The 24,497-nt window shown below is 71.2% G+C and carries 25 protein-coding genes; 15 read left to right on the top strand and 10 right to left on the bottom strand.

What is annotated here, in order from left to right; genetic code table 11:
- Positions 1-65 precede the first annotated feature (65 nt).
- Together OG933_RS02820 and rox are read left to right on the top strand one after the other, a co-directional pair.
- A complete protein-coding gene (locus tag OG933_RS02820) occupies positions 66-365 on the top strand; it encodes a hypothetical protein (protein WP_362532618.1) in 300 nt (99 codons plus the stop codon).
- Positions 366-635: 270 nt separating this feature from the next.
- Positions 636-2,180: a rifampin monooxygenase gene (rox, locus tag OG933_RS02815; protein ID WP_405625128.1), complete on the top strand. Its 1,545-nt coding sequence runs from the start codon at positions 636-638 to the stop codon at positions 2,178-2,180.
- A gap of 242 nt (positions 2,181-2,422) precedes the next feature.
- Here the strand turns inward: rox and OG933_RS02810 are convergent, their stop codons facing one another.
- Positions 2,423-3,352 carry an ADP-ribosylglycohydrolase family protein gene (locus OG933_RS02810; protein ID WP_405625127.1) on the bottom strand — a complete coding sequence of 310 codons (930 nt, stop codon included), beginning with the start codon at positions 3,350-3,352 and terminating at the stop codon, positions 2,423-2,425.
- Between the two features lie 612 nt (positions 3,353-3,964).
- On the opposite strand from OG933_RS02810, the gene leuE reads away from it, so the two are divergent.
- Positions 3,965-4,615 (top strand): leucine efflux protein LeuE, encoded by a 651-nt coding sequence (leuE, locus tag OG933_RS02805; RefSeq protein WP_405625125.1) that lies wholly within the window; start codon positions 3,965-3,967, stop codon positions 4,613-4,615.
- Between the two features lie 82 nt (positions 4,616-4,697).
- Here leuE and OG933_RS02800 read toward each other — a convergent pair whose 3' ends face one another.
- Positions 4,698-4,952 carry a hypothetical protein gene (locus tag OG933_RS02800; protein ID WP_405625123.1) on the bottom strand — a complete coding sequence of 85 codons (255 nt, stop codon included), beginning with the start codon at positions 4,950-4,952 and terminating at the stop codon, positions 4,698-4,700.
- A gap of 49 nt (positions 4,953-5,001) precedes the next feature.
- Between OG933_RS02800 and OG933_RS02795 the strand changes: the two genes are divergently transcribed.
- Complete coding sequence (locus OG933_RS02795; RefSeq protein ID WP_405625121.1) at positions 5,002-5,169, top strand: hypothetical protein; 168 nt, start codon at positions 5,002-5,004, stop codon at positions 5,167-5,169.
- A 190-nt stretch (positions 5,170-5,359) separates the two neighbouring features.
- On the opposite strand, the gene OG933_RS02790 is transcribed toward OG933_RS02795, so the two are convergent.
- Positions 5,360-6,850, bottom strand: a complete 1,491-nt coding sequence (locus tag OG933_RS02790) for an MFS transporter (RefSeq protein ID WP_405625118.1) — start codon at positions 6,848-6,850, stop codon at positions 5,360-5,362.
- A 95-nt stretch (positions 6,851-6,945) separates the two neighbouring features.
- On the opposite strand from OG933_RS02790, the gene OG933_RS02785 reads away from it, so the two are divergent.
- Together OG933_RS02785 and OG933_RS02780 are read left to right on the top strand one after the other, a co-directional pair.
- Positions 6,946-7,524 carry a helix-turn-helix domain-containing protein gene (locus OG933_RS02785; RefSeq protein WP_362532635.1) on the top strand — a complete coding sequence of 193 codons (579 nt, stop codon included), beginning with the start codon at positions 6,946-6,948 and terminating at the stop codon, positions 7,522-7,524.
- A 36-nt stretch (positions 7,525-7,560) separates the two neighbouring features.
- Positions 7,561-7,932: an iron chaperone gene (locus tag OG933_RS02780; RefSeq protein WP_405625116.1), complete on the top strand. Its 372-nt coding sequence runs from the start codon at positions 7,561-7,563 to the stop codon at positions 7,930-7,932.
- A gap of 222 nt (positions 7,933-8,154) precedes the next feature.
- Here OG933_RS02780 and OG933_RS02775 read toward each other — a convergent pair whose 3' ends face one another.
- Positions 8,155-8,949, bottom strand: coding sequence for an SDR family oxidoreductase (locus OG933_RS02775; RefSeq protein WP_362532641.1), 795 nt, complete (start codon positions 8,947-8,949; stop codon positions 8,155-8,157).
- A gap of 703 nt (positions 8,950-9,652) precedes the next feature.
- Here OG933_RS02775 and OG933_RS02770 point away from each other — a divergent pair.
- From OG933_RS02770 to OG933_RS02745, 6 genes are read left to right on the top strand one after another with little or no spacing between them, the layout of a single operon-like run.
- Positions 9,653-11,233, top strand: a complete 1,581-nt coding sequence (locus OG933_RS02770; protein ID WP_405625113.1) for an ATP-binding protein — start codon at positions 9,653-9,655, stop codon at positions 11,231-11,233.
- On the top strand, positions 11,230-11,637 hold the full coding sequence (locus tag OG933_RS02765; protein ID WP_020126464.1) for a roadblock/LC7 domain-containing protein: 408 nt from the start codon (positions 11,230-11,232) through the stop codon (positions 11,635-11,637). The genes OG933_RS02770 and OG933_RS02765 overlap by 4 nt, the downstream gene beginning before the upstream one ends.
- Positions 11,634-11,981: a DUF742 domain-containing protein gene (locus OG933_RS02760; protein WP_314225445.1), complete on the top strand. Its 348-nt coding sequence runs from the start codon at positions 11,634-11,636 to the stop codon at positions 11,979-11,981. The genes OG933_RS02765 and OG933_RS02760 overlap by 4 nt, the downstream gene beginning before the upstream one ends.
- Positions 11,962-12,588, top strand: coding sequence for an ATP/GTP-binding protein (locus OG933_RS02755; RefSeq protein WP_372481667.1), 627 nt, complete (start codon positions 11,962-11,964; stop codon positions 12,586-12,588). Before OG933_RS02760 ends, OG933_RS02755 begins: the two co-directional genes overlap by 20 nt.
- A complete protein-coding gene (locus tag OG933_RS02750) occupies positions 12,585-13,802 on the top strand; it encodes a cytochrome P450 (RefSeq protein ID WP_362532649.1) in 1,218 nt (405 codons plus the stop codon). Before OG933_RS02755 ends, OG933_RS02750 begins: the two co-directional genes overlap by 4 nt.
- Before the next feature lie 2 nt (positions 13,803-13,804).
- Positions 13,805-15,040: a cytochrome P450 gene (locus OG933_RS02745; RefSeq protein ID WP_405625109.1), complete on the top strand. Its 1,236-nt coding sequence runs from the start codon at positions 13,805-13,807 to the stop codon at positions 15,038-15,040.
- A 140-nt stretch (positions 15,041-15,180) separates the two neighbouring features.
- On the opposite strand, the gene OG933_RS02740 is transcribed toward OG933_RS02745, so the two are convergent.
- The gene (locus OG933_RS02740; RefSeq protein WP_362532655.1) at positions 15,181-16,065 is read right to left on the bottom strand and encodes a LysR family transcriptional regulator; all 885 of its coding nucleotides are present in this window, start codon (positions 16,063-16,065) and stop codon (positions 15,181-15,183) included.
- A gap of 137 nt (positions 16,066-16,202) precedes the next feature.
- Between OG933_RS02740 and dmpI the strand changes: the two genes are divergently transcribed.
- Complete coding sequence (gene dmpI / locus OG933_RS02735) at positions 16,203-16,385, top strand: 4-oxalocrotonate tautomerase DmpI (RefSeq protein ID WP_362532657.1); 183 nt, start codon at positions 16,203-16,205, stop codon at positions 16,383-16,385.
- Positions 16,386-16,454: 69 nt separating this feature from the next.
- On the opposite strand, the gene OG933_RS02730 is transcribed toward dmpI, so the two are convergent.
- Positions 16,455-16,997, bottom strand: a complete 543-nt coding sequence (locus OG933_RS02730) for a GNAT family protein (protein ID WP_362532660.1) — start codon at positions 16,995-16,997, stop codon at positions 16,455-16,457.
- A 260-nt stretch (positions 16,998-17,257) separates the two neighbouring features.
- Here OG933_RS02730 and OG933_RS02725 point away from each other — a divergent pair, with 260 nt between their 5' ends.
- Positions 17,258-18,211 carry a hypothetical protein gene (locus tag OG933_RS02725; RefSeq protein WP_362532663.1) on the top strand — a complete coding sequence of 318 codons (954 nt, stop codon included), beginning with the start codon at positions 17,258-17,260 and terminating at the stop codon, positions 18,209-18,211.
- 96 nt (positions 18,212-18,307) lie between these two features.
- Here OG933_RS02725 and OG933_RS02720 read toward each other — a convergent pair whose 3' ends face one another.
- Together OG933_RS02720 and OG933_RS02715 are read right to left on the bottom strand one after the other, a co-directional pair.
- Complete coding sequence (locus OG933_RS02720) at positions 18,308-18,856, bottom strand: GNAT family N-acetyltransferase (protein ID WP_405625107.1); 549 nt, start codon at positions 18,854-18,856, stop codon at positions 18,308-18,310.
- Between the two features lie 10 nt (positions 18,857-18,866).
- On the bottom strand, positions 18,867-19,010 hold the full coding sequence (locus tag OG933_RS02715) for a hypothetical protein (RefSeq protein WP_405625106.1): 144 nt from the start codon (positions 19,008-19,010) through the stop codon (positions 18,867-18,869).
- 151 nt (positions 19,011-19,161) lie between these two features.
- On the opposite strand from OG933_RS02715, the gene OG933_RS02710 reads away from it, so the two are divergent.
- Entirely contained in the window at positions 19,162-22,338 is a 3,177-nt protein-coding gene (locus OG933_RS02710; RefSeq protein ID WP_405625105.1) for a BTAD domain-containing putative transcriptional regulator, read from the top strand.
- 94 nt (positions 22,339-22,432) lie between these two features.
- Here the strand turns inward: OG933_RS02710 and OG933_RS02705 are convergent, their stop codons facing one another.
- Both OG933_RS02705 and OG933_RS02700 read right to left on the bottom strand, forming a co-directional pair.
- Positions 22,433-23,248 carry an ABC transporter permease gene (locus tag OG933_RS02705; RefSeq protein ID WP_362530661.1) on the bottom strand — a complete coding sequence of 272 codons (816 nt, stop codon included), beginning with the start codon at positions 23,246-23,248 and terminating at the stop codon, positions 22,433-22,435.
- Between the two features lie 77 nt (positions 23,249-23,325).
- A complete protein-coding gene (locus OG933_RS02700; protein WP_362530664.1) occupies positions 23,326-24,285 on the bottom strand; it encodes an ATP-binding cassette domain-containing protein in 960 nt (319 codons plus the stop codon).
- Between the last annotated feature and the right edge of the window lie 212 nt (positions 24,286-24,497).

Here is a 24,497-nt window from a genome sequence, read left to right as displayed (position 1 = left end):
CTCGCACACTGGCACTGACAGAGCGGCGGACGGCATGATATTCACCCGGAGTCCGAGGGGGAGTCATGAGATCGCGCCTGCAATGGATCCATGGCCGCGGAGGGGATGTCAGCGTCGAACGCACGCAGACGTACGCGGCTGAGATCCTGGTCAAATTCCTGGTCCTGGCCGGCCTGCTGTACATGCCGGTTGTTCTCATTTTCCATTGGGCCGAGTGGATCCCGTTCGCCGGAGCGAGCAGCTACCTGCTGTGGGAACTCGGCCGCCTCAACAGCGCGCTCGGTGAGCTCGCCGCCCTTTGGAACGAGCAGTCCGAGCAGCACCAGCGGCGGCAGGAACCGGCTCGCAGCGACTCCCTCCAGTGACAGCCCCCACGTCCCACGCCCCATGCCCCGCGCCCATCCGCCCCGCAACCGCACAGGTCCGTTCGGAGTCGTGATCACGTGGCCGGGAAAGCAGTGGACTGGGTGATGCTCGGGCTTGTAACTTGCAGTTGACCGCGACACCGCCCAAGGAGGTGAGACCCATGAACGCTGTATCGACGTGGGTGCTCCCCCTTCCCGTCACGGCCGGCGACTGACGCAGGTGTCGCCGGGAGCGCCTCGACAACAAGGCACTCCCGAAAGGCAACACCTATGGACTCTCCGCAGTTCACCGCCGAGCCGTCGTCGAACGGCACGATCGAGCGCGACTTCACCGTGGGCGATGTCCCCGGCGTTCTCCGGTCGCCGTCCTCGGGCGCCGATCGCGCGCCCCTCATGTTCGACGTGATCATTGCCGGGTGCGGGCCGACCGGCGCGATGCTGGCCGCCGAACTACGGCTGCACGATGTGCGGGTGCTCGTTCTGGAGAAGGAAACCGAGCCCGTGTCGTTCGTCCGCATCGTCGGTCTGCACATTCGCAGTCTCGAGCTGATGGCGATGCGCGGACTGCTGGACCGCATGCGCGAACACGGAAGACAGCGTCCGGCCGGCGGATTCTTCGCCGCCATCGACAAACCGGCGCCCCAGGGCCTGGATTCCGCGCACGCCTATCTGCTCGGCATCCCGCAGCCGGTCATCGTTCACCTGCTCGAAGAACATGCGACCCAGCTGGGTGCGCAGGTCCGGCGCGGTCGTGCGGTGGCCGGTTTCGAGCAGGACGAGGAGGGCGTGACCGTCGTGCTGGCCGACGGCGAACAACTGCGTTCGCGCTATCTCGTCGGCTGTGACGGCGGGCGCAGTACGGTGCGCAAACAACTCGTCGGCTTCCCCGGTGAACCCTCGCGGACCGAGACGCTGATGGGCGAGATGGAAGTGGGTGTGCCGCAGGAGGAGGTCGCCGCCAAGGTGACCGAGATCGGCAGGACCAATAAGCGATTCTGGCTCAGGCCCTTCGGTGAAGGGACCTACAGCGTCGTCGTCCCCGCCGCGGGAGTCAGCGATCGCGCGGAACCGCCCACCCTCGAGGATTTCGGACAACAGCTGCGCGCCATCGCCGGAACCGATTTCGGCGTGCACTCCCCGCGCTGGTTGTCCCGCTTCGGGGATGCCACCCGGCTGGCCGAACGCTATCGGGTCGGGCGGGTGCTGCTGGCCGGCGACGCGGCCCACATCCATCCCCCCACCGGCGGACAGGGCCTCAACCTGGGCATTCAGGACGCATTCAACCTCGGTTGGAAACTGGCCGCACAGATTCGTGGCTGGGCACCGACAACACTGCTGGACACCTACCAGGCCGAACGCCATCCGGTCGCCGCGGAGGTGCTGGACAACACCCGCGCCCAGATGGAACTGCACTCCACCGAACCGGGCCCGCAGGCCGTGCGCAGGCTGCTCACCGAACTGATGGACTTCGACGAGGTGAACCGCTACCTCATCGAGAAGATCACCGCGATCGGCATCCGCTACGACTTCGGTGAAGGCCCCGACCTGCTCGGTCGCCGCCTGCGCGACATCGACGTGAAACAGGGCAACCTCTACGGCCTGCTGCGTCGCGGCCGCGGACTGCTGCTGGATCGCACCGAGCACTTGACCGTCGGCGGCTGGTCAGACCGGGTCGATCACCTTGCGGATCCCACTGCGGTACTGGATGCTCCGTGCGTCCTGCTACGCCCCGACGGCCACGTCGCCTGGATCGGCGACGATCAGCAGGACCTGGACGACCACCTCTCCCGCTGGTTCGGCAAGCCCGCCGGCTGATCTTCGCCCGAGTGATGAAACGCCCGTAGAGAGGCTCGAACGGTCAGCAGCGACTGACCATCGGAAGGCTTGAGGCAGCATCAGCCGTGGTGCTCCGACGCCAGGGTCGCGAGGGTCGGCCTGCGAGGAGGGTCGGCCTCCGAGTGACGACCGGAAGACGGCGGAAGAGCACCACGGAGCGGATCGGCGCAGGCGACCGGGCAGGCGTTCGTCCGACGGTCGAGCGACGAGCAGGACCCGGTTCAGCCTCCGAGGCGGTGTGCGAGGTGGAGCAGATCGGCCAGGTGCAGGACCCGTCCGTTGAATCCCGGCAGGGGGACATGGAGCGGCTGGGTCCAGTGGGCGGGGATTGCCTCCAGCCCGTAGTACGCCCCCGCGAGGCCGCCGGTCACCGCGGCGACGGTGTCCGTGTCACCGCCGAGGTCGATCGCCGCGCGTATCGCCTCTTCGAAGCCGGTGGTGGTGCGCAGGGCCCACACGGCGGAGCCGAGGCAGGGCCAGACGGCACCGTTGAACTCGGTCGCCTGCTCGGGGTGCCAGTCGGGCGCGAGGACTGCCGCGTAACGGCCGCGGTGGTCGGGGTGGACGAGAGCCAGGATGTCCGGGAGCGCGATGAGGGGGTCGTTGTCCTCGAACGTGACGCGGATGAGTTCGTGGAGGATCGCGGTGCCTTCCCAGGCCGCGCGGTCACCGTGGGTGAGGGCGGCGATGCGGCGGGCCGCGTCCATGGTGGCTTCTTGGCCGGCGGCCGCGAAGTGGACCGCGGAGGTCGATGCCCGCATCAAGGAGCCGTTTCCCGCTGCTCGTTGGTTGACCTGGAAATGGATCGCGGCGGCGAGGTCCCAGGGCATGCCGTTGGTCAGGACGTCTTCGGTCTGCAAGCCGATGTCCTTCGGTTCCGATGCTGCCCACCGCTGGAAGCGGGCGAAGATGTCCGGCAGATCCAGTCCGCCCCGCTCCAGCAGCGACTCCGCGACCAGGACGGCCATCTGCGTGTCGTCGGTGGCCTCGCCGGGGTCCCAGCCACCGCCTCCGCACATCTCGCCACCGGCACCAGGCCTGGGAAAGCGCGCGGAGAAGGCTCCCCGGGGACCGAACTCGAAGGGACCGCCCAGAGCGTCGCCCACCGCTGAGCCGACGACCGCGCCGGCGGCCCGCTGAATGCGCTTCATTCGCGCAGGCTATCCGCGCCGCTCCGACGGCCGCGGTCCCATTCCCGCTTCGGCTCCCCGGACCATCGTCGGCGAGCGCGTCTCGTCCACGGAGGTGCGCAGCGTGAGACACCCTGGGTCTGAGACACCCGTACAGGTCACATCACGGCGACCAGGTCGCTGCCGCGCCGGAAGCGTCGAAGCACGCCGCCGTCACCGTGGCGGGCGACATGCTCGGTCGGACAACTCCTGGAAGGACACGTCGAAGTAGTCGATGTTGTTGAGTTCGACTTCCAGGCCGTCGGCGCGGCGTCCGCCCCCATTGCGCCCGCCGGGCGACGTCGACCGACTTGCCATTGGTCCCGACGGCGAAGTACTCGGTGGCGGTGTCGTACTACTTACCGCCCGAGTACACCTGGCCGTTCAGCTCAACGTCGCGCGGGCGTCGGCCGTGCAGGGGATGCGCCACCCCTGTGACCTCACGGGCCGAGGTCGATTGCGACGGTGAGGAGAGGCCGCTTTGGTGAAGGCGTCCGGATGCGCGGGGTGGGCGTTGACCTGGGGTGTTGCCGGTTGTTTTTGAGAGGTGGGCACCTCTGCCGGGTGTCGTATCCGCGTGCGACACTGCTGCACATGTTCGGAGTCATCGACCTTCCCACCTACCTGGCAGGACTCGTCCTGATAGTCCTCCTTCCAGGGCCCAACTCTCTGTACGTCCTGTCCGTCGCCGCGCGGCGCGGGGTGCGGGCCGGGTACACGGCCTCGGCCGGCGTGTGGTGCGGGGACACCGTACTGATGACTCTCTCCGCGGCCGGGGTGGCCTCGCTGCTCCAGGCCAATGCTGTGCTCTTCGGGATCGTGAGGTACGCGGGCGCCGGCTATCTGACCTGGCTGGCCGTCGGGATGCTGCGGGCCGCCTGGGGGATGTGGCGGACGCGCCGTGAGCGGGTGCTCGCCGAGGACGAGGCTGCCGCGGTCTCCGTCGAACGGCCGTTCCGGCGGGCGCTGGTGGTCAGCCTGTTCAACCCCAAGGCGATCCTGTTCTTCGTCGCCTTCTTCGTGCAGTTCGTCGACCCGGGATACGCCTACCCGGCGCTCTCCTTCGTCGTCCTCGGCGTGTTGGCCCAGCTCGCCAGTGTGCTGTACCTCAGCGCCCTGATCTTCGGCGGCACCCGGCTGGCCGGCGCCTTCCGCCGCCGCAAGCGGCTGACGGCGGGGGCCACCTCGGCGGCCGGCGTGCTGTTCCTCGGGTTCGCGGTGAAGCTCTCCCTCGCCGGCGCCTGACCTTGAAGGCGTCGTAGCCGTACAACACCTGAGGTCGTGCGGTGCCCGGGCGGTTGTCGGACGCGGTGAAGTCCGCGGGCCGTCACCGGTCGGCAGTGGCCCGTGGATCGACCTCACAGTGATCGATCTTGTCCACGCGCCCCGTGCCGGCAACGGCGACCCGGACGGTTGCTCTGTCCTTCGCGGACACCCACACCTGATGGGAAGCATCGACCATGGTGAAGCCGTGCGCGTCCTTGAAGTCGATCTTCATGGTGAAGAGGCCCTCGCGTCCGTTCGGGTTCCTGACCTCGACGGTCGCGTAGGGGTCGTCCATGCTCGCGCAGTGGATGAGCACGGCAGTGCCGTCCTTCAGAGGCCGGGAGGTATCGCCGGAGGAGGACGCCGTGGGGGTGGGACGTTCGGTCGGCCGGGCACCGGCGCCGCTGTCACCGGTACTCGTCCCGCTGTCACCGGTACTCGTCCCGGAGTCGTACCCGTCACTGCCGGACGAGCCGCTGGACGGGGCGCTGCTGCGCGAGCCACCGCTGTCCGACGTCGACGAACCGTCCTGATCCTGGCTGGAACTGCTGCAACCGGCCCCGCCGCCGCTGTCGTGGCTGGCGCTCCCGTCACCACGGCCCGACGAGAACCCCGTCAGGGCCAGTACGACCATCGCCGACACCGCTGTGAATCTGAGCCTGCGCCCCCGCATGTACATGCTGCCACCCTATGTACGACCGTCGCACCCGCCCCGGCGAGGGGTCAGCGGCTCATGTCGTGCGGGCCGCGCCGGTGCCCCTGTCCGCGACCGGCGCGTACACGCAGCGGTCGTTCCTGCCCGGGCCGGCGGGTGCGGACGGTGGCGGGCTGCGAGGCGCGGGCCACGACGAAGAGGAACAGTCCGCAGGCCGCCACGAGCAGCCATCCTGGATGGGACGCGGCGGCGAGGCCGGTGGGGCCGGCGCCCGCGACCAGGCCCCCGGCGAGGGCGATACCGACCGCCGCGCCGACCTGGCGCGCGGTGGAGGTGATCGCCCCTGCCACGCCGGCCCGGGAGAGCGGCAGACCGCTGACCGCGGTGTTGGTGAGAGGGGCGTTGGCGAAGCCGAACCCGACGCCGATCAGCAGATGGGCGAGGAGGATCAGTGGCACGCTCGTGTGCTGGTCCAGATTGGTCAGGCACAGACCGCCGGCCGTGAGGAAAGTGCCCGCGAGGATCAGCGGACGCCGCGGTCCGAGGCGCCCGACCAGGACTCCGGACCAGGGCGCGCACAGGGTGGCCCCGAGTGCCATGGGCAGGGTCGCGGCGCCGCTCGCGAGCGGTGTCCAGCCTCGGGCTTGCTGGAGGTAGAGGGTGTTGAGCAGCAGGCTCACGTTCAGCGCGACGAACACCGCCATGGCGCCGAGCACCGCAGTGGCGAACGGCGGCCGGCGGAAGAGACCGAGGTCCATCAAGGGTTCATGACGGCGCAGCTCGACCAGGACGAACCCTGCCGACGCCGCCGCGATCAGCGCGTAGCCGGTGAGCGCCACGGGCGAGGCCCAGCCGATGCCGGGCCCTTCTATGAGGACGCCGACAAAGAGGCCGAGCACCACGGTGAGGAGCACCTGGCCGGGCAGGTCGAGGCGCCGGGCGCGCTCCGCGCGGGACTCCGGCACGAACACGGCCACCAGGACGAGGGCGGCGACGACCACCGGCGCGTTGATCCAGAACACCGAACGCCAGCCGAACGCGGCGATGAGCCCCCCGCCGGTGACCGGGCCCGCCGCCATGCTGAGCCCGAAGACCGACGCCCACACGCCGATCGCCCGGGCTCGTTCCCGCGGGTCGGGCATCGCGTTCACCACGATCGCCAGGGCCACCGGGCTCAGCATGGAGGCCCCGACCCCCTGAACGGCCCGGGCGGCCACCAGCACACCGAGGGACGGGGCGAGGGCGCAGGCGAGGGAGGCCAGGCCGAAGACGAGCAGTCCGCACTGGAAGACGCGGCGGCGTCCGAAGCGGTCCGCGAGCGCGCCGGAGACGATGAAGAGGCCGGCCAGGACCACGGTGTAGGCGTTGACGACCCACTCCAGACCGCGGGTGCCCACGTCGAGGCCGTGCCCGATCTCGGGCAGGCCCACGTTGACGATGGTGGTGTCCACACCCACCAGGAACATGCTGAGCGCGCAGACGGCCAGTACCGTCCAGCGCCTGCGCGCGCTGAGCGGGGAGGGCGGGGAGGGCGGAGCGGCCAGGGATGTCGTGAGCACGGGAGGTCCCCCTTCTACGGGATCGGCTGCCGCCCAGGCTCGGACCGGGGGAGGGGCCGGGCCCAGGAATTTTGCGAAGACTGCAAAATGGCCCCATGGACGCCGACCTCGCGGAACTCCTCGACAGCATCGGGCCCCGGCTGCGCGCCCTGCGGCGCGACCGCGGCATCACCCTCGAAACCCTGTCGAAGGACACCGCAATCTCCGTGAGCACGCTGTCGCGCCTGGAGTCGGGCCGACGGCGCCCGACGCTCGATCTCCTCATCCCGCTCGCCCGCGCCCACCGCGTAGCGCTGGACCAGCTGGTGACGGCTCCGGCCACCGGTGATCCGCGGGTCCATCTGAAGCCTCGAAGCAGGGAACGCGGAAGCGTCCTCGTGCCGCTGACGCAGTACCCGGGCCGGGTCCAGGTCTTCAAGCAGGTGCTCTCGCACCGCGAACCGCGGCTGGTCACCCACTCCGGCTACGAATGGCTCTACGTGCTCGCCGGCCGGCTCCGCCTCATCCTGGGGGAGCGCGAGATCACTCTCCGTCCGGGCGAGGTGGCCGAGTTCGATACCGGCGAACCCCACTGGTTCGGCCCCGCCGACGCCGAAGCGGTCGAAATCCTGCACCTCTTCGGCCCCCACGGCGACCAGGCCGTCGTCCGGACCGGCCCGGCAGCGAACGACTGAGGGGTGGCGCAGGGTGGGCAGTGCCACACTGACGCCATGGGAAAGCCGCGGACGATCGATGAGTACATCGAGGGCTTCGCTGGGCAGGGCCGCGAGGTGCTTGAACAGGTACGGGCGCTGGCTCTCGAGACGGTCCCCGCGGCGAGCGAGGCGATCAAGTGGGGCCATCCCGCGTGGGTCCACCCGTCCGGGACGATCCTGTTCATGGTCAGCGGCCATGCGAAGCACGCGAACGTCGTGTTCACCCCCAGCACCCGCGAGGCGTTCGACACGGACCTCGCCGACTTCTCCACCGGCAAGGGCTCGGTCAAGCTCCCGTACGGCGAGCCCGTGCCGGGCGGCCTGCTGTGCCGGATGATCGCGTTCCGCGTGCGCGAGCACGAGGACGACGGCGTGCTGTGGATGTGACGGCCGTGGAGGCGAAGCGAGACCACTGACCGGCGGCCGCTGGAGGCCGGCCACCGAGCACGTCAGTCGGCCACCTCGGCGCTCAAGCTGCGGCCGGCTCGGCCTCTTCGTCTCCGTCGGAGCGGCACCCCGGGCTGAGTCACGCACGACGACCGAGGCCGGTCGTCGGAGAGCCGCACTGTCCTTTCGCGGCGACGTGCGCCGACCGCCGGACCCGCGTCGTCAGGGCAGGATCGAGTCGACGTATCCGCCGTCGACCCGCAGGGCCCCGCCCGTCGTGGCCGAAGCCTGGTCGGAGCTGAGGTAGACGACCATGTGGGCGATCTCCTCGGGCTCGATCAGCCGTTGCAGGAGGGACTGCGGCCGGTGCTTCCGCATGAATGCGCGCTGGGCCTCGTCCCAGGGCAGGTCGCGGTCGACGAGCTCGTAGACGAAGTCCTCGATCCCGCCGGTGTGGGTGGGACCGGCGATGACCGAGTTGACCGTCACCCCCGTGCCCGCCGCCTGTTTCGCGAAGCCGCGGCCGACGGCGAGGAGCGCGGTCTTGGACATGCCGTAGTGGATCATCTCGACCGGGATGACGACCGCCGAGTCGCTGGCGATGTACTGGATCCGGCCCCAGCCGCGCTCCGTCATGCCCGGAAGGTACAGCCGGGTCAGCCGTACGGCGGCCAGCACGTTCACCTCGAAATAGCGCCGCCACTCCTCGTCGCTGATCTTCAGGGGGTCGGCGGAGCCGAAGATGCCGAGGTTGTTGACGAGGATGTCCACCTCCGGCAGCGCCTCCAGGACACGCTGTGCGCCCTCCTCGTTCGCCACGTCGGCGGCCACGGGCACAAAGGAGCCCCCAGGGACCTCCGCCGCCAGCCGCGCCACGCCCTCCGCGACCCGCTGCTCGTCTCGGCCGTTCACCCCTACGCGGGCGCCGGAGCGCGCGAGCCCGGCGGCGATCGCCGCGCCGATACCCTGCGTCGAGCCCGTCACCAGGGCGGTGCGTCCCGTCAGATCGATCTGCATGTGGAACCAGTCCCTTTGTGCGTCTGTCCGTCCGTCCCGCGTGCCGGTACCTCTGCCGTCACCGTCAGCCTGGCGGCAGGGCGACCGGCTCGCCACTCCGGCCGATGCCGACGGCCTCGGCTGCGTATGCCCACTCGGCGACGGGGGACACGCGGGTCGGGCACGCGCCGCGCGGGGGAACACCCAGCCGCGGACGTCCGGGCCGCGGACACCCGAGCCCACGGACGTCCGAGCCGAGGGCCAACTCCGCTTCCTGTGACCGCTCTCCTGCCGGACCTGCGCCAACAGGCCCGAGTGCCGTAAGTGTTCGCACGGCGCGTACACCTCGCGTACGGGACCGGAGCGGAGCGGAGCGGACCGTGTCCCTCCCGGAGGCGGGGGGGGGCAACGGGGCACGCGCCCTGTCGTCAACGCCGTCGGCGTGTGTTCCGGTTCGGCCCCCGGCCGCACAACTCGCACAGCCCGCACAAAGAATCTCTGGTCAGCCGGGGGAGGAAGCCGTCGAGTCGGGTCGCCCCGCGCCGACATCCGGCACCACTTGATGGCGAGTTTGCGAACTGTGCTGGTCGAACACTGTTCGGGGTGATCGAAACTCTCGTATAGTGACGCCCGGTTGATCACCGACTACAGACTTCTGTGCACTATCTGCCCCTTAGGACAAACAAGGGTCGCGTTCCCGAGCGGCCACCCGAGGACCTGAGCGATGACCCCGCCCGCCCCTTCCGGCGACCGATCCACCATCCGTTCGCTGCTGCCCCTACCCCTGTTGACCGCTGCCCTGTCCGCCCTTGCCGTCGTATGGGTCGTCACGTCCGTACCCGAGTCGGCACAGGCGCTCGTGGGCTGCGGCGGCGCCATCGCCGCGGTTGTGCTGTGCGGGGCCGTCACCGTCGCCGTACACGCGCGACGCGCCGCGCGCTCCGTACGTGTCGCGCTGCGGACGGCGACCGCCGAGGCCGAGCGGGTCGCCCAGGAGCGCGACCTCCAGGCGGAACGATGGCGCCGCGAACACCAACGGCACACCGACGCCACCGCACACGAACGAGCCCGGCTCGCCGAGGAGTTCACCAGGGAACGCGCCGTGCGCGCCCAGGAGGCCGAGGCCGAACGGGCCCGGCTCGCGGCCGAGGTGCGCAGGCTCTCCGGGCAACTCGACCGCGCCCTCGGCGACCGCGACACCGCGATCGCCTCGACCGCCAACGCCGCGGCGAGGATGCAGGCACTGGCCACCGGCACCCTGGCCGACCTGCGCGCCATGGAGGAACGGCACAGCGACGAGGACGTTCTCGCCGACCTGCTGCACCTGGACCACCGCACCGCCCAGGCCGGCCGTCTCGCCGACTCCGTCGCTGTCCTCACCGGCGCGCGTTCGGGACGCCGTTGGGCGCGCCCCATCTCCATGGAGTCCGTTCTGCGCGGCGCCATGGGCCGGATCAGCGGCTACCAGCGCATCCGCCTGCACTCCGTCAGTGACACCGCGGTGGCCGGACACGCGGCCGAGGGCGTGATGCACGCGCTCGCCGAAGTGCTGGACAACGCCGCCAACTTCTCGCCTCCCAACGCCGAGGTGCACGTCTACGTCGAGGAGGTGCCGGCCGGCGCCATCGTCTCGGTGGAGGACAGCGGGCTCGTCATGAGCGACGTCCAGCTGCGCCGCGCGGAACAGGCCGTCTCCGGCGACGCGGGCGGACTCGGGGGACTCACCGGCACCCGGCTCGGCCTCGCCGTGGTGGGACGCCTCTCGCGCAAGCACGGCATGAAGGTGTCCTTCCGGCCCTCCGCGCGGGGCGGCACCGGTGTGCTCATGCTCATCCCCCAGGACATCCTCACCGCGGCGCCGTCCCCCGTGCGACGCCCGGCGGATCCGCCCGCGCGCAGCACCCCGACGCGTGCCCCGCAGCCGGATCTCGGCGCGCCCGCTCCCGCCGAAGCCGCCACGGCCCCGGAGCAGGTCCCGCCGCAGGAGACCGGCACCGACGCCCCGCAAACCGGCGACGGACTGCCCAAGCGCCGGCGCGGCCGCACCCTGGCCGCCGCCGAGAGCGCACGCGCCGCCGCCCGGAGCGCCGAGCGCCGCACGGACCCGCCCGAGGACATCCGCGTCCGCGCCAACCGCTTCGGCGCCTTCCGCCAGGCGGTGCGTGCCGCCGGCCCGGCGGAGCGCACGGGCGGGCACCCGCTGCCGCCCGCCCCCGACGACTCGCACACCACGCCGTCCCCGCAGACCGAGACGGCGCCCGGCAGTCCCACCCCCTCGCACCCGGAAGGCGACACCACCTCATGACCGGCACGACGACCGCCGACGAGAAGCTCACCTGGCTCATAGAAGGACTTCTCGAGCGCACCCCGGGGGCCCGGCACGCCCTCGTGCTCTCCCGCGACGGGCTGAAGCTGTGCCGTACCCCGGAACTGACGGTCGACCAGGCCGACCAGCTCGCCGCCATCGCCGCCGGCATCCAGTCGCTCTCGCACGGCGCCTCGGTCGAGTTCGGCGACGGCAGCGGAGGCGTGCGTTCCTCGATGACCGAGTTCTACGGCGGAACGCTGTTCATCGTCGAGGCCGGTGAAGGCGCGCACCTCGCCGTGGTCACCACCGAGGAGGCCGAACCCGGACTCGTCGGGCACAACATGAGCGAGCTGGTGGAACAGCTCGGCGAGCACCTGACGGCCCCGCCTCGCACGGCGTGAAGCGCCCGGGCAGGGACGACGCCCCCGACCGGCTCTACACCCTCACCGGGGGACGCAGCCGCTCGGGGCCCGACAGTCCCTTCGACCTGGTGACGCTGGTGGTGGCCGAGAGCGACCCCACCGTCGGCATGCAGTCCGAGCACGCCGCGGTCCTCAGGCTGACGCAGGCGCCCACCGCCGTGGTGGAGGTCGCCGCCGAACTGGGGCTTCCCGTGAGCATCACCAAGATCCTGCTGTCCGACCTGCTCGCCGCCGGCCGGGTCAGCGCCCGCCACCCCCGCAACTCCGCCCTTCCCGATCCCGACGTCTTGGAGCAGGTGCTCGTTGGACTCCGCAACCTCTGACGTGCGCACCCCCCTGGGTGCCACCGCCGACAACGGTCTGAAGATCGTCGTCGTGGGCGGCTTCGGCGTCGGAAAGACGACCATGGTCCGTTCGGTCAGCGAGATCCGTCCCCTCAACACCGAGGAGACGATGACGCGGGCCGGCGAGGCGGTCGACGACATCAGCGAGGTCCGCGGGAAGACCGCGACCACCGTGGCCTTCGACTTCGGCCGGATCACCCTCGACGAGCGCAACGTGCTGTACCTCTTCGGCGCGCCCGGCCAGGAACGCTTCTGGTTCCTGTGGGACCGGCTGTTCTCCGGCACCCTCGGCGCGGTCGTCCTGGTCGACACCCGGCGCATCGACGACTCCTGGTACGCCATCGACCGTCTGGAGCGCCACGGCACGCCGTTCATCGTGGCCTGCAACGACTTCGGCGGCGCCCGCCACGCGCACAGCGACGTCCGCGAGGCCCTGGACCTCGATCCGCAGGTGCCCGTGATCGACTGCGACGCCCGTACCCGGGAGTCCAGCAAGCAGGTCCTCATCACGCTCGTCCAGCACATCCAGAGCCGGTACGCCGGGCAGAGGGCCCACGCCGCCGCTTCACCACGGGAGTTCGTGTGAGCATCGACGCCGTTCCGCTCAGCGGTACGCGTTTCCAGACCGAACCCGCCCGGCTGTACCGGGAGATGCGCGCGCAGCACGGCGCCGTCACGCCCGTCCTGCTGGACGGCGGAGTCCCGGCCTGGCTCGTCCTCGGCTACCGCGAACTGCACCAGGTCACGGGCGACCCCGTCCTGTTCAGCCGCGACTCGGAGTTGTGGAACCAGTGGGACACGATCCCCGGCGACTGGCCCCTGCTGCCGATGATCGGCCGCAAGCAGCCGTCGATCCTCTACACGGTCGGTGAGCGGCACCGCGAGCGGGCCGCCATGATCAGCAACGCGCTGGAGGCGAGCGACCCGACCCGGCTGCGCCGCCATGCCGAGCGGTTCGCCGACGAGCTGATCGACGCCCTGTGCGCCGAGGGAACGGCCGACCTCGTCGGCCAGTACGCCATGCTGCTGCCCGTACGCGTGCTGGCGCGGCTGTACGGCTTCTCCGACGAGGACGGCCCGGGTCTGGTCACCGCGCTGAACGACATGATCGACGGCCGGGAGCGCGCTCTCGCCGGACAGAGCCATCTGGCCTCGTCCATGGGCGAGTTGCTCGCCGCGCGCCGGGCCGCGCCGGCCGACGACGTCGTCTCGCGCATGCTGGCCGACCCCGGTGGCTTCACCGACGAGGAGATCGCCCAGGACCTGATGGTGATGATGGCGGCCGGACACCAGCCCACCGCCGACTGGATCGGCAACTCGCTGCGGCTGATGCTCACCGACGGCCGTTTCGCCGCCTCGCTCTTCGGTGGCCGCAACAGCGTCGCGGAGGCGATGAACGAGGTGCTCTGGGAGGACACGCCCACCCAGAACGTCGCCGGCCGCTGGGCGTCGCGGGACACCCACCTCGGCGGCCAGCACATCCGGGCCGGAGACCTGCTCCTCCTCGGCCTCCAGGCAGCCAACTCCGACCCCCAGGTGCGTCCCGTCGGAAACGAACTCACCGGCGGCAACAACGCCCACTTCTCCTTCGGCCACGGCGAGCACCGCTGCCCGTTCCCGGCCCAGGAGGTCGCCGAGGTCATCGCCCGGACGGGGATCGAGGTCGTCCTGGACCGGCTGCCCGACATCGATCTCGACGTTCCGGCCGAGTCCTTGACCCGCCGCCCCTCGCCCTGGCTGCGCGGGCTGACGGAACTGCCCGTGCGGTTCACACCCACCCCTGCCCTGGGAGGCAACTGATCATGACGTCCGGAACCGAAGAGCTGCGGATTCCCCTGGATCCGTTCGTCACCGACCTGGACGGGGAGAGCGCCAAGCTGCGGGCGGCGGGACCGCTGGCCGCGGTCGAACTGCCCGGCGGGGTCCCGGTGTGGGCGGTCACCCGGCACGCCGAGGCCAAGGCGCTGCTGACGGACCCCCGGCTGGTCAAGGACATCAACGTGTGGGGTGCCTGGCAGCGCGGCGAGATCCCGCCCGACTGGCCCCTGATCGGCCTGGCCAACCCCGGCCGCTCCATGCTGACCGTGGACGGCGCCGACCACCGCAGGATGCGCGGTCTCGTCGCCCAGGCCCTCACCCCGCGCCGGGTGGAGGCGATGCGGGAGCGGATCACGGAACTCACCGGACGACTGCTGGACCGGCTGCCCACCGACGCCGAAGTCGTCGACCTCAAGGCGGAGTTCGCCTACCCGCTGCCGACGTACGTCGTCGCCGACCTCATGGGCATCGAGGAGAGCCGGCTGCCGCGGCTGAAGGTGCTGTTCGAGAAGTTCTTCTCCACCCAGACCCCGCCCGCGGAGGTCGTCGCCACCCTCGTCGAACTGGGCGGGATCATGGCCGAGACCGTCGCCGCCAAGCGTGCCGAGCCCGGTGACGACCTGACCAGCGCGCTCGTCCTGGCCTCGGAGGACGGTGACCGGCTCACCGACGAGGAGATCGTCTCCACCCTCCAGCTCATGGTCGCCGCGGGTCACGAGACCACCATCTCCCTGATCGTCAGCGCCGTCGCCAACCTCTCCGCCCACCCCGACCAGCGGGCACTGGTCCTGTCGGGCGCGGTGGACTGGTCCGCGGTGATCGAGGAGACCCTCCGCTGGTCGACGCCGACGTCGCACGTGCTGATCCGGTTCGCGACCGAGGACGTGCCGGTCGGCGACCGGGTCATCCCGGCGGGCGACGCGCTCATCGTCTCCTACGGCGCGATAGGCCGCGACGAAGAGGCGCACGGCCCCTCGGCCGGTGACTTCGACATCACCCGCGAGACCCGCACCCGCCACATATCCTTCGGCCACGGCCCGCACGTCTGCCCCGGCGCCGCCCTGTCCCGTCTGGAGGCGGGCGTGGCGCTGCCCGCGCTGTACGCCCGCTTCCCCGGGCTGGACCTGGCGGTGGCCCCGTCGGCCCTGCGCAACAAGCCGGTGCTGACCCAGAACGACCTCTTCGAACTCCCCGTACGGCTCACCCCCTCGACCGCCTGACGCACTCGCGGGCACCACTTCCACACCCGTGCATCCGTACGGCCGTGACGCGAGGAAGAACCAGGTGACGCGCTCCCGTCCCGTGACCCCCCGAGCCGGGACGGGAGCCGTCCCGAGCCGAACGCTTCGGCGAGGACGCTTCAGGATTCCTGGGAGCGGCAGGCCTCCAGAAGAGGCGCCAGTCGCCGTGCGGACGTGGTCGGGCGGACCGCGAGGTAGGTCTGCAGCGCGGGGGCGGGCGAGGCGAACGGGCGGAAGGCGGTGCGGGCGGTGGGCAGGATCGCGGCCTTCGCGGAGTAGAAGACGGTCCAGCTGGGCTTGCCGCTGCCGATGACCGCGAGGGTGTCCTGGTCAGTGGTGAAGGCGGGGCCGATGACGGGCTCGAAGCCCGCGGCCCGGCAGGCGCCGGTGATCAGGTCGACCAGGTGCGGGTTGGCGTGCCGAGGCGCGATGCGCAGCGGCATGGCGGCCAGGTCGGCGAGCTCGACGTGGTCGCGTGCGGCCAGCGGATGCGACGCGGGCAATGCCGCGACCAACTCGTCGCGCCATACCGGGATCAGGTCGAGTCCCGGGCTCCGGCCGACCCCGCGGACGAAGGCGGCGTCCAGTTCGCCGTCCCGTACCCGTTGCAGCCGAGGCGCCGGCGGGACGCTGTGCAGTTCCACGGTGATCTCCGGCGCATGGTGTGCCATGTCCGCCAACAGCCGCTCCAGCCGTGCGCCGAGGCCGGTGTTGGTACCGACGCGCAACGTCGTGAGCTGGTCGGCGCGGAACACGGCCATCGTCTCCAGCGCCGCTTCCTCGGCCGCCGCAAGGGCCCTGGCGCGTGGCAGGAAGGCCTGCCCTGCGGCGGTCAGCGTGACGTTGCGGGTGGTTCTGTCGAACAGTTCCAGGCCGAGTTCGCGTTCCAGTCTGCGGACTTGCTGACTGACAGCCGACTGGACGATGCGCAACCGCCCCGCGGCACGTCCGAAGTGCAGTTCCTCGGCGACCGCCAGGAAGTACCTGACCTGCCGCAGCTCCATGCCCCGCCCCTTTCGCTCATCTCGATCCGTGATGAGTGTAGGAGTCAAGTGCGCCTTGATCATCAAGAGCCCGGGCGGTGAACTGGTCGCACGCCACGGCACCAGCTGTACGGCGCCGAGAAAGCCAGGAGGCAGCCATGCCCGCAGTGACCATCCAGCAGGGCCCCCGCGACGTCGAGCTCAAGCGGGAGCTGATCAAGAAGATCACCGACGCATTCGTCGAGACCTACCGGATCCCGGCCGAGACGGTGATGGTCTTCATCGAGGAGACCCCCACCGACAGCTTCGGCGTCGGCGGCAGGCTCGCCGCCGACAAGTGACACCGCTCCCGCCTGCTTGCCGCGCGGTCGCGTAGCTGCCCACCCCGTACTTGACGGTCGGACGGCGATCTAGACCTTCGAGTCCTGCTTCCATTCCTGGACGAGGAGCCCGAGCAGCACCTCGTCCAGGAACTCGCCCAGCACCCAGGCCGAGGAGCGCAGCACGCCCTCGCGGACGAAGCCGTTGCGCTCGGCCGAGCGCAGCATCGCGGCGTTGTCCGACAGCGTCTCGATCTGCAGCCGCTGCAGGCTCCGCACGACGAAACCGTAGTGGCACAGCACCGCGACCACATCGGTGCCGTAGCCCTTGCCGCGGGCGGACGGCAGCAGTCCGAGGCCGATGTGGGCGGTCCGGTTGTGGGTGTCGATGCCCCACAGCGTCGCGCTTCCGACCAGCGTGCCGCCCTCCAGCTCCACCACGGAGAACCGGACGATTCCCTGCTCCGTGTCGTCCACCACGAGCCGGGGATCCTTCGAGCCGGGCGTGATCGGCCGCCACGGCCCGCCTTCGGCCCGCGCGGAGTTGACCACGTCGTCGTAGAGCTCGGTCCGAAGGATCGGGATGTCGTCCTCGTGCCGGGCCCTGAGCCCGACCTTGTCGCCTGTGAGCATGCAAGCTTCTTATCCGGCCGGATCGGCCGGCGGCAAACCAATAAGCACGCCGAGGCCGTCGCACGGGCGCGGTGAAGTGGCGGCGCCCGTCGCTTGGGGACCGGGCTCGGGCGGCGCCGAAAGCCTGGGGCAGAGGGTGTACGGGTGGTGACGATATGCTTACGCGGTGGGCCGGAATTCCCGTCGCGCCGGCGAAGGGGCTGTCGGAGGATCGGAGAAGGCCGGTCCGGCCGGGCGCGGGGCCAGAAGGAGGCGATGGGATGCGGCAGGCGAGTGTGCTCGACGTCGGGTGCCACAGTGCTCTGCTGACGGTGGTGCGGGGGCGTCCGGGTGCGGAGCTGGAGCCGGTGTTCTCCCGCAAGGTGCGCCTGAGCCTGCACGAGACCCTCGACCGCAAGGGGCGGCTGGACAAGGCCGGGGTGAAGAGCGTCGAGCGGGCCGTGGCCGAGGCTGTCGACGCCGACCCACGGCTGCGCGGACAGGACGTGTTCGCGTTCGCGACCTCCGTCATCCGGGACGCCCCCAACTGCGACGAGATCATCGCGCGTGTGGCACGGACCACGGGCACCCGGCTGCGCGTGCTGGCCGGCGAGGAGGAGGCGCGGCTGGCCTACGTGGCCGCCCGCCGCTGGGCAGGCCCGACGGCCGGACAGCTGCTGGTCCTGGACATCGGGGGCGGCACCGTGGAGATCGCCTCCGGCACCGGAGAGCAGCCGGGCGTCGTCCACTCGCTGCCGCTGGGCGCCCGCAGGATCACCCGGGACTGGCTTCCCGGCGGCGCCGCGCCGTCCCCGCGTCGCCTGGCCGAGATCCGGCAGCACCTCCGCCGGTCCCTGGAAGGTGTCCCCGGCCTGCCGCAGGCCGAGCCGGGCGGGCGAGTGCTGGCCTGCTCCAAGACCTTCGAACAGCTCGCCCGGCTCGCCGCCGCCCGGAGCAAGACACCGCGAGCCCGACGGAGGCTGGCGTTGCCTCAACTGCGCACCTCGGTCTCCCTGCTGGCCGCCGCGGGACCGTCCCGTCGTGCCGAGCTGCCGGGCATCTCCCGGCACCGCGCCGAACAGTCCCTGGCCGGAGCCCTGATCGCACAGGCCCTCATGGAAGCCTGCGGGGTCAAGAACGTCGAGATCTGCCCCTGGTCCACCCGTGAGGGACTGCTGCTCGAACGCCTCGGCGTGCCTCCCACGCCCGCCGGGCGCCCCCGCGTCGTCGCCTGAACCCGACGGGCGTCTGAACCCGGCGGGCGCCGAGAGTACCGGCGTCCGGGACCGTCACTCTGGCCGTCCTGGACGGGCACGGGAGCGGCAGGGTGCTCAACCGGGTTGTGCGACCGGGGACCACACGCCGAACCACTGCTCGGCGCCCCACTCCTCGAACCGTCGCACCTCGGTGAAGCCCAGCTTCGCGGCGAGGCGCAGCGAGCGGTCGTTGGCGGTCTGGGTGCAGAGCACCACCGGCTCGCCGGGAAGCGCGTCGGCGAACCAGCCGAGCGCCGCCGCGCATGCCTCGGCGGCGTACCCGCGTCCCCAGGCCTTCGGCAGGAACAGGTAGCCGAGCTCGGCCTCCCCGGCATCCGGACGGACGGGACTGCGATGCTCCGCGTCGCGCCGGTTGAGCTCGACGGTGCCGATCATCTCGCCGTCGAGCTCGATCACGAAAAGGCCGGGGCGCCTCCCGGGCGTCCCGGGCACCGAGCGCTCCAACTCGTCACGTGGCCGAGGGCCGCCCAGATAGACGCCCACGTCGGGCGAGGCGAACAGCTCGACGAACGCCGTACGGTCCCGGGCCTCGGACTCCCGGAGCACGAGCCGTTCGGTCCTGATCGGTGCGGGTGGCCAGGTGACGGTTCCGAGTCCGGTCATGGCGGGCAATCTATCGCTCACCCTGCGAGTCTTTGACGTCGGGCGATCGGTAGGCGGTCGAGGGGTCGACGCCGGGCAAGTGCTCGACCGCGGCGAGGAAGTCGTGGAAGGCCCGGTCGGTGCGGGTGGTGACGGCTGTGGCGTCGAGGTCCATGAGGAGACCACGGATGACGGCGAGGACGAGCGTCGCCGGCTCCGCGTTTGCGCCCTCGCTTTACTGGGGGCGTCGGTTGGGTGATGCTGACCCGGCGTTGGAGGGATGATCGACACGGCAGGAGCGGGTCGGTCCGGAGGGGGAGACCGCCGTGGTGCGCGTAGTGCTGCTGGGACCGATTCAGGTGTACGCCGACGATGTGACGCCGGTCGGGGTGGGTGGCGTCCGGCTGCGGATGCTTCTCGCCAGACTCGCCCTCGAAGAGGGCCGGGCGGTGTCCGTCGACTCCCTCGTCGACGGCCTGTGGGGAGAGGAGCCGCCCGCCGACGCGGCCAACGCGCTACAGGCGCTGGTGTCCCGGCTGCGCAGGGCGCTGCGCGGGGCCGCGTCGGTGGAGTCCGCGTCCGGCGGCTACCGGCTCGCGGTGCGGGCCGAGGACGTGGACGTTCACCGTTTCGAGGATCTGACCGCTCGGGGCAGGCGGGAACTCGCGGCCGGGCGGGCCGACGAGGCGGCCTCGCTGCTCGGAACGGCGCTCGGGCTGTGGCAGGGCGCGGCGCTCGCCGATGTGCTGGACGCTCCGTTCGCCGGGCCCGTCGCGACCCGGCTCGACGATCTGCGGACCGCGGCGGCCGAGGACCGCTGCGATGCCGAGCTACAACTCGGACGGTACGGAGAGGTACTCGCGGACCTCGAAGCGGCCGGTGCCGAGCGGCCGTTGAGCGAACGGGTCGCCGGGCTGCGGATGCGCGCGCTGTCCGCGGCCGGACGGCAGTCCGATGCCCTCGCGGTGTACGAGGCGATACGTGAGCGGCTCGACGACGAACTCGGCGTGGTCCCCTCGGCGGAGCTGCGGGAGATCCATCTGGCCCTGCTGCGAGGCGAGTTGGAGACGCCCGCCGAGCGGGCCGAGGCCGCCGCGAGTCGCCTCCCGGCCAGGCTGACCAGCTTCGTCGGCCGTGACGCGGAACTGAGCGGCCTCGGCCGGCAGTTGGCCCACGGTCGGCTCGTGACCATCGTCGGCCCCGGTGGCGCGGGCAAGACCCGCCTCTCCTTCGAAGCGGCCACCCGGGACCGCGCTCACGCGCGCGGCCGGGTCTGGTTCGTGCCGCTCGCCGGGGTGAGCGCACCGGACCAGCTGGCCGATGCGGTACTGGCCGCCCTCAGCTCGACCGACGGCCGCCTCTACGACGCCGGCCAGGGGCAGCGGGCCACCCCGGTCGAGCGCATGGCCGGCCTCTTCGGCAGTGGCGACGCCCTGCTCCTGCTCGACAACTGCGAGCACCTCGTCGAGGCGGCCGCGGAACTCGCCGCCGAACTCCTCGACCAACTGCCGGAGTTGCGGATCCTCGCCACCAGCCGCGAGGCCCTCGCCATCACCGGCGAGTCCCTGTGCCACCTCGGCCCTCTCGACGTACCGACAGGATCGCCGGAGCCCGCCGAGGCCGCGCAGTCGCCCGCCGTCCGCCTCTTCGTCGAGCGGGCCGCCGGAGTCCGGCCGGACTTCACGCTCGACGACCTGACCCTCGACGCCGTGGTCGAGGTCTGCCGACGGCTCGACGGCATGCCGCTGGCCCTCGAGCTGGCCGCGGCGAAACTCCGCTCGATGAGCGTCGAGCAGATCGCACGTCGCCTCGACGACCGCTTCCGTCTCCTCGCCTCGGGCAGCCGCACCGCCCTGCCCCGCCAGCGCACCCTGCTCGCGCTCGTCGAATGGAGCTGGGACCTGCTCGACGAACCCGAGCGGATCCTCGCCCGCAGACTGTCGGCGTTCCCGGGCGGCGCGACCGTCTCGGCGCTCGAAGCCGTGTGCGCGGACCCGTCGCTTCCGGCCGCCGACATCCCGTACGTCCTGGACGCCCTGGTCGAGAAATCGCTCGTCGACCATGCTGACGACGGGGCGGGCGAGCCGCGCTACCGCATGCTCGAGACGGTACGCGCGTACGCCGCGAGGCAGCTCGCCGACGCCGAGTCCGGGGACGCCCTCACCAAGCGCTATGCCACGTACTTCCTGGCCCTCGCGGAAGAACACGAACCCCGCCTCCGTACCGGCGAACAGCTGCGTGCGATCGGGGTCTTCGACGCCGAACACGACAACCTCGTCCTCGCGCTGCGCCTGGTCGTCGACGCTCGGGACGCGAGCCTGGCCGCACGCTTCGCCGAGGCGATGTTCTGGTACTGGGGGATCAGGGGGATGGGCACCCTGCTCGACACGTATCGGGCGGAGGTCGCCGGGCCGGATGCCACAGCGGCACGGGGTTCCGTACGGGCAAAAGATTCCGTACGGGTAGGGGTCGGCCAAAGTCCGGCCGTCGAGGGTGAGTCGGCGACGGCACGTGAGTTCCACCCGGCCGCACTGCTCCTGCGGATGTCCCAGGTGTCCTTCCCCGCCGACGGGCCGGGGCCGGACGGAGCCGTGGACCGCGGCGCTCTCGACTCGCCCGATCCCTGGGTGCGCGCCAGCGCCCACCTGGCGCGGGACTTCGCCCTCACCGAACAGGGTGATCTGGTCACCGGCGCCGAGTCCCGGATCGAGGCCCTGCGCGGCTTCGAGGAGGTGGGCGACCGCTGGGGGCTCGTGATGAGCCTGCTCCCGATCGGCCGCGACCACTCCCTGCGCGGCGAGTACCCCCAGGCCATCGCCACCTTCGAACGAACCGTGGCACTCAGCTCCGAACTCGGCACCGAGGACTACCTCTACCTCAGCAAGGCCAGGCTCGCCCGCGAACGGCGCCGCAGCGGCGACCTGGCGGGCGCCTTCCGCGATCTGCGCGCCGCCCACCGGCAGGCCCGCGAGCACGGACAGCTGCGCCTGGAGGCCAACATCCTCGTGGGTCTGGCCAATGTGTACCGAAGGGCCGGTGACCTGGCGCAGTCCGACGCGACCCTCGACCGGCTCGAGGCGCTGAGCGCCCGGCGCCCCTCCCTCAGGGAACTGGCCCGCGACCTGATCGTCAGCACCCGTGTCGAGAACCGTCTCGCCGAGGGGGACGCGGTGCGGGCCAGGGCCCTGCTGCCCGAGGCGGCCGGCGCCCTGTTCGGCCAGGGAGCGGGCGCGGCGCTCGCCTGGGTGGCCGAACTGCTCGGCGGACTGCGGGCATTGGAGGGCGCTCCGGAAGAGGGCGCCAAGTCGCTCGGCATGAGCCAGGTGATGCGCGGCGCCTTCGACCGGGGCGAGCCGGAGTGGCGCGAGCTGATCGACCGCATCGTGGCGACGCTGGGCGAGGACGGCTTCGAGAAGGCGTACGAGGACGGGGCCGCGTACTCCCGTGAGGACGCGCTGCGGTGGCTGGAGGCAGAGACCCTGCGGGCGGTGCCGCGGATCTGACGAGGCGCGCGCGGTTGTCATGCGGACAGCCGGGCGGGGTCCGCTCCACCCCCGTGGGTGCGGACCCCGCCCGGCCGGGTCGGTCACCGGAGGATCATCCGGCGTTCCTGCGGTAGGCGCGCATGGCCAGCGGGAAGAAGACGGCGATCACGCCGGCCATCCAGGCGAAGGTGCCGGCCAGGGAACCGGCGACCGGGCCGCCGTTGAGCAGACCGCGGACCGTGTCGGCCACCAGGGAGACGGGGTTGACGTCGGACCAGGCCTGGAGCCAGCCGGCCATGTCGTCCCTGGGGACGAAGACGTTGCTGGCGAAGGTGAGCGGCAGGATCAGGATGGTCATGAGGCCCTGTACGGAGGCGGGGTTCTTGATCAGCATCCCGAGGTACACCGAGATCCAGGAGAAGCTGAGGGCGAAGCCGACGAGCAGGGCGAGCGCGGCGAGCGAGGCGACCGGGCCGGTCTCGACGCGGTAGCCCATGACCAGGGCGAGGGCCACCAGCGTGCCCAGGCAGACGACGTAGCGGACGATGTCGGCGAGGACGGCGCCGATCAGCGGGCTGGAGCGGGCGATCGGCATGCTGCGGAACCGGTCGAAGATCCCGGTACTGGCGTCCGCGCAGAGCGAGGCGCCGATGCCGACGCTGGCCTGGAAGACGGCCATGACCATGACGCCGGGGGTGACGAGCTGCAGGTAGCGGTCGGTGTCGCCGCCGGACATGGCCTCCCCGAAGAGATAGATGAACATCAGCAGGCTGATGATCGGGGTGAGGATCACATCGACCAGCTGGATCGGCGACTTCATGAACTTGGTGACGCCGCGACCGGCGAGGGCGAGGCTGTGCCGGGCGGTCTGCGCGAGGCCGATACGGCCGGGGAGCTCGGCGTGGGCGATGAGGGGCTGGGTGCTCATGGCGGGGTCCTCTCGGGAAAGTCTGCGCGTAACCAGGGGAGGTGGGGAGCCGGGGGGGGGGCTGGGGGAGCCGGGGCTCAGACGGCGACGGGCCGGTCGCCGGTGACGGCGGGTGCGTGTCCGGTCAGGGCGAGGAAGACCTCGTCCAAACTGGGCAGCCGCAGGCCGAGTTCGTCGGCGGTGATGCCGAGGCCGTCCAGGCGACGCGCGACCGCGGCGACGATCATCGGGTCGTCGGCCGGCACGGTGAGTACGCCGGAGTTCCGGGCGGGGGCATGTCCGCTCAGCTCGGCGAGCATCGCGGCGACCTGCGGCACATCGGCGGTCACCGTGGGCCGGACCTGGAGGATCTGGCCGCCCACGCGCCGCTTCAGCTCACCGGGGCGGCCTTCGGCGACCTTGCGGCCCTTGTCGAACACGGTGATGGAGTCGGCGAGCTGGTCGGCCTCCTCCAGGTACTGGGTGGTGAGCAGCACCGTGGAACCATCGGCGACCAACTGCCGTACCACATCCCAGACTTCCTGCCGTGCGTGCGGGTCCAGACCGGTGGTGGGTTCGTCCAGGTAGAGCACCTGGGGCCGGCCGACCAGGGAGGCGGCCAGGTCCAGACGCCGTCGCATGCCGCCGGAGAAGGTGGCGATCGGCTTGCGGGCCGCCTCGGCGAGCGAGAAGTCCTCCAGGAGCGTGGCGGCCCTCGCCTTCGCATCGCGCCGGGACAGGCCGAGCAGCCGCCCGATGAGCACCAGGTTCTCGGCGCCGGACAGGCTCTCGTCCACGGAGGCGTACTGACCGGTCAGCCCGATCAGTTGCCGGACCTTGACCGGATCCTTGACGATGTCGTGCCCGCCGACGGTGGCGTGTCCGCCGTCGGGGCGCATCAGCGTGGCCAGGATGCGCACGGTGGTGGTCTTGCCTGCGCCGTTGGGACCCAGGACACCGACGACCTTGCCGGCCGGGACCTCCAGGTCGACGCCGTCCAGGGCGGTGAAATCGCCGTACTTCTTGACCAGTCCCTCGGCCCGGATCGCGTACGCCATGTTCAACAACTCCTCGTCAGGTCCTCGTCGTTCTCGATGACCATGACGATGGCGGATCCTGCTGACAGTCCGCGGCCAGCACGCTGACAGCGGTCGCCGACGCCTGTCAGCCGGTGTCAGCCGGTGTCAGGTGGTGTCGGGGGACTGCGCCGTGCAGGCGGTGCGAAGCATGGGTTTTCGACGTTCCTTGCATACCTCGCATCGGGTGTCCG

The sequence above is a fragment of the Streptomyces sp. NBC_00016 genome, from assembly GCF_045040885.1.
GTDB classification, from domain to species: domain Bacteria; phylum Actinomycetota; class Actinomycetes; order Streptomycetales; family Streptomycetaceae; genus Streptomyces; species Streptomyces coriariae.
This window is presented reverse-complemented; position numbering and strand designations above follow the sequence as displayed.

Bases quoted from the DNA above. Each gene is read 5' to 3' on its own strand.
- OG933_RS02775 (WP_362532641.1), bottom strand. From the start codon at position 8,949: ATGCAGATCGATCTGACGGGACGCACCGCCCTGGTGACGGGCTCGACG.
- OG933_RS02715 (WP_405625106.1), bottom strand. From the start codon at position 19,010: ATGGACCTCGACGCCACAGCCGTCACCACCCGCACCGACCGGGCCTTC.
- OG933_RS02785 (WP_362532635.1), top strand. From the start codon at position 6,946: ATGGACGCCGACCTCGCGGAACTCCTCGACAGCATCGGGCCCCGGCTG.
- leuE (WP_405625125.1), top strand. From the start codon at position 3,965: ATGTTCGGAGTCATCGACCTTCCCACCTACCTGGCAGGACTCGTCCTG.
- OG933_RS02720 (WP_405625107.1), bottom strand. From the start codon at position 18,856: ATGACCGGACTCGGAACCGTCACCTGGCCACCCGCACCGATCAGGACC.
- OG933_RS02725 (WP_362532663.1), top strand. From the start codon at position 17,258: ATGCGGCAGGCGAGTGTGCTCGACGTCGGGTGCCACAGTGCTCTGCTG.
- OG933_RS02705 (WP_362530661.1), bottom strand. From the start codon at position 23,248: ATGAGCACCCAGCCCCTCATCGCCCACGCCGAGCTCCCCGGCCGTATC.
- dmpI (WP_362532657.1), top strand. From the start codon at position 16,203: ATGCCCGCAGTGACCATCCAGCAGGGCCCCCGCGACGTCGAGCTCAAG.
- OG933_RS02770 (WP_405625113.1), top strand. From the start codon at position 9,653: ATGACCCCGCCCGCCCCTTCCGGCGACCGATCCACCATCCGTTCGCTG.
- rox (WP_405625128.1), top strand. From the start codon at position 636: ATGGACTCTCCGCAGTTCACCGCCGAGCCGTCGTCGAACGGCACGATC.
- OG933_RS02745 (WP_405625109.1), top strand. From the start codon at position 13,805: ATGACGTCCGGAACCGAAGAGCTGCGGATTCCCCTGGATCCGTTCGTC.
- OG933_RS02730 (WP_362532660.1), bottom strand. From the start codon at position 16,997: ATGCTCACAGGCGACAAGGTCGGGCTCAGGGCCCGGCACGAGGACGAC.
- OG933_RS02780 (WP_405625116.1), top strand. From the start codon at position 7,561: ATGGGAAAGCCGCGGACGATCGATGAGTACATCGAGGGCTTCGCTGGG.
- OG933_RS02810 (WP_405625127.1), bottom strand. From the start codon at position 3,352: ATGAAGCGCATTCAGCGGGCCGCCGGCGCGGTCGTCGGCTCAGCGGTG.
- OG933_RS02765 (WP_020126464.1), top strand. From the start codon at position 11,230: ATGACCGGCACGACGACCGCCGACGAGAAGCTCACCTGGCTCATAGAA.
- OG933_RS02740 (WP_362532655.1), bottom strand. From the start codon at position 16,065: ATGGAGCTGCGGCAGGTCAGGTACTTCCTGGCGGTCGCCGAGGAACTG.
- OG933_RS02700 (WP_362530664.1), bottom strand. From the start codon at position 24,285: ATGGCGTACGCGATCCGGGCCGAGGGACTGGTCAAGAAGTACGGCGAT.
- OG933_RS02820 (WP_362532618.1), top strand. From the start codon at position 66: ATGAGATCGCGCCTGCAATGGATCCATGGCCGCGGAGGGGATGTCAGC.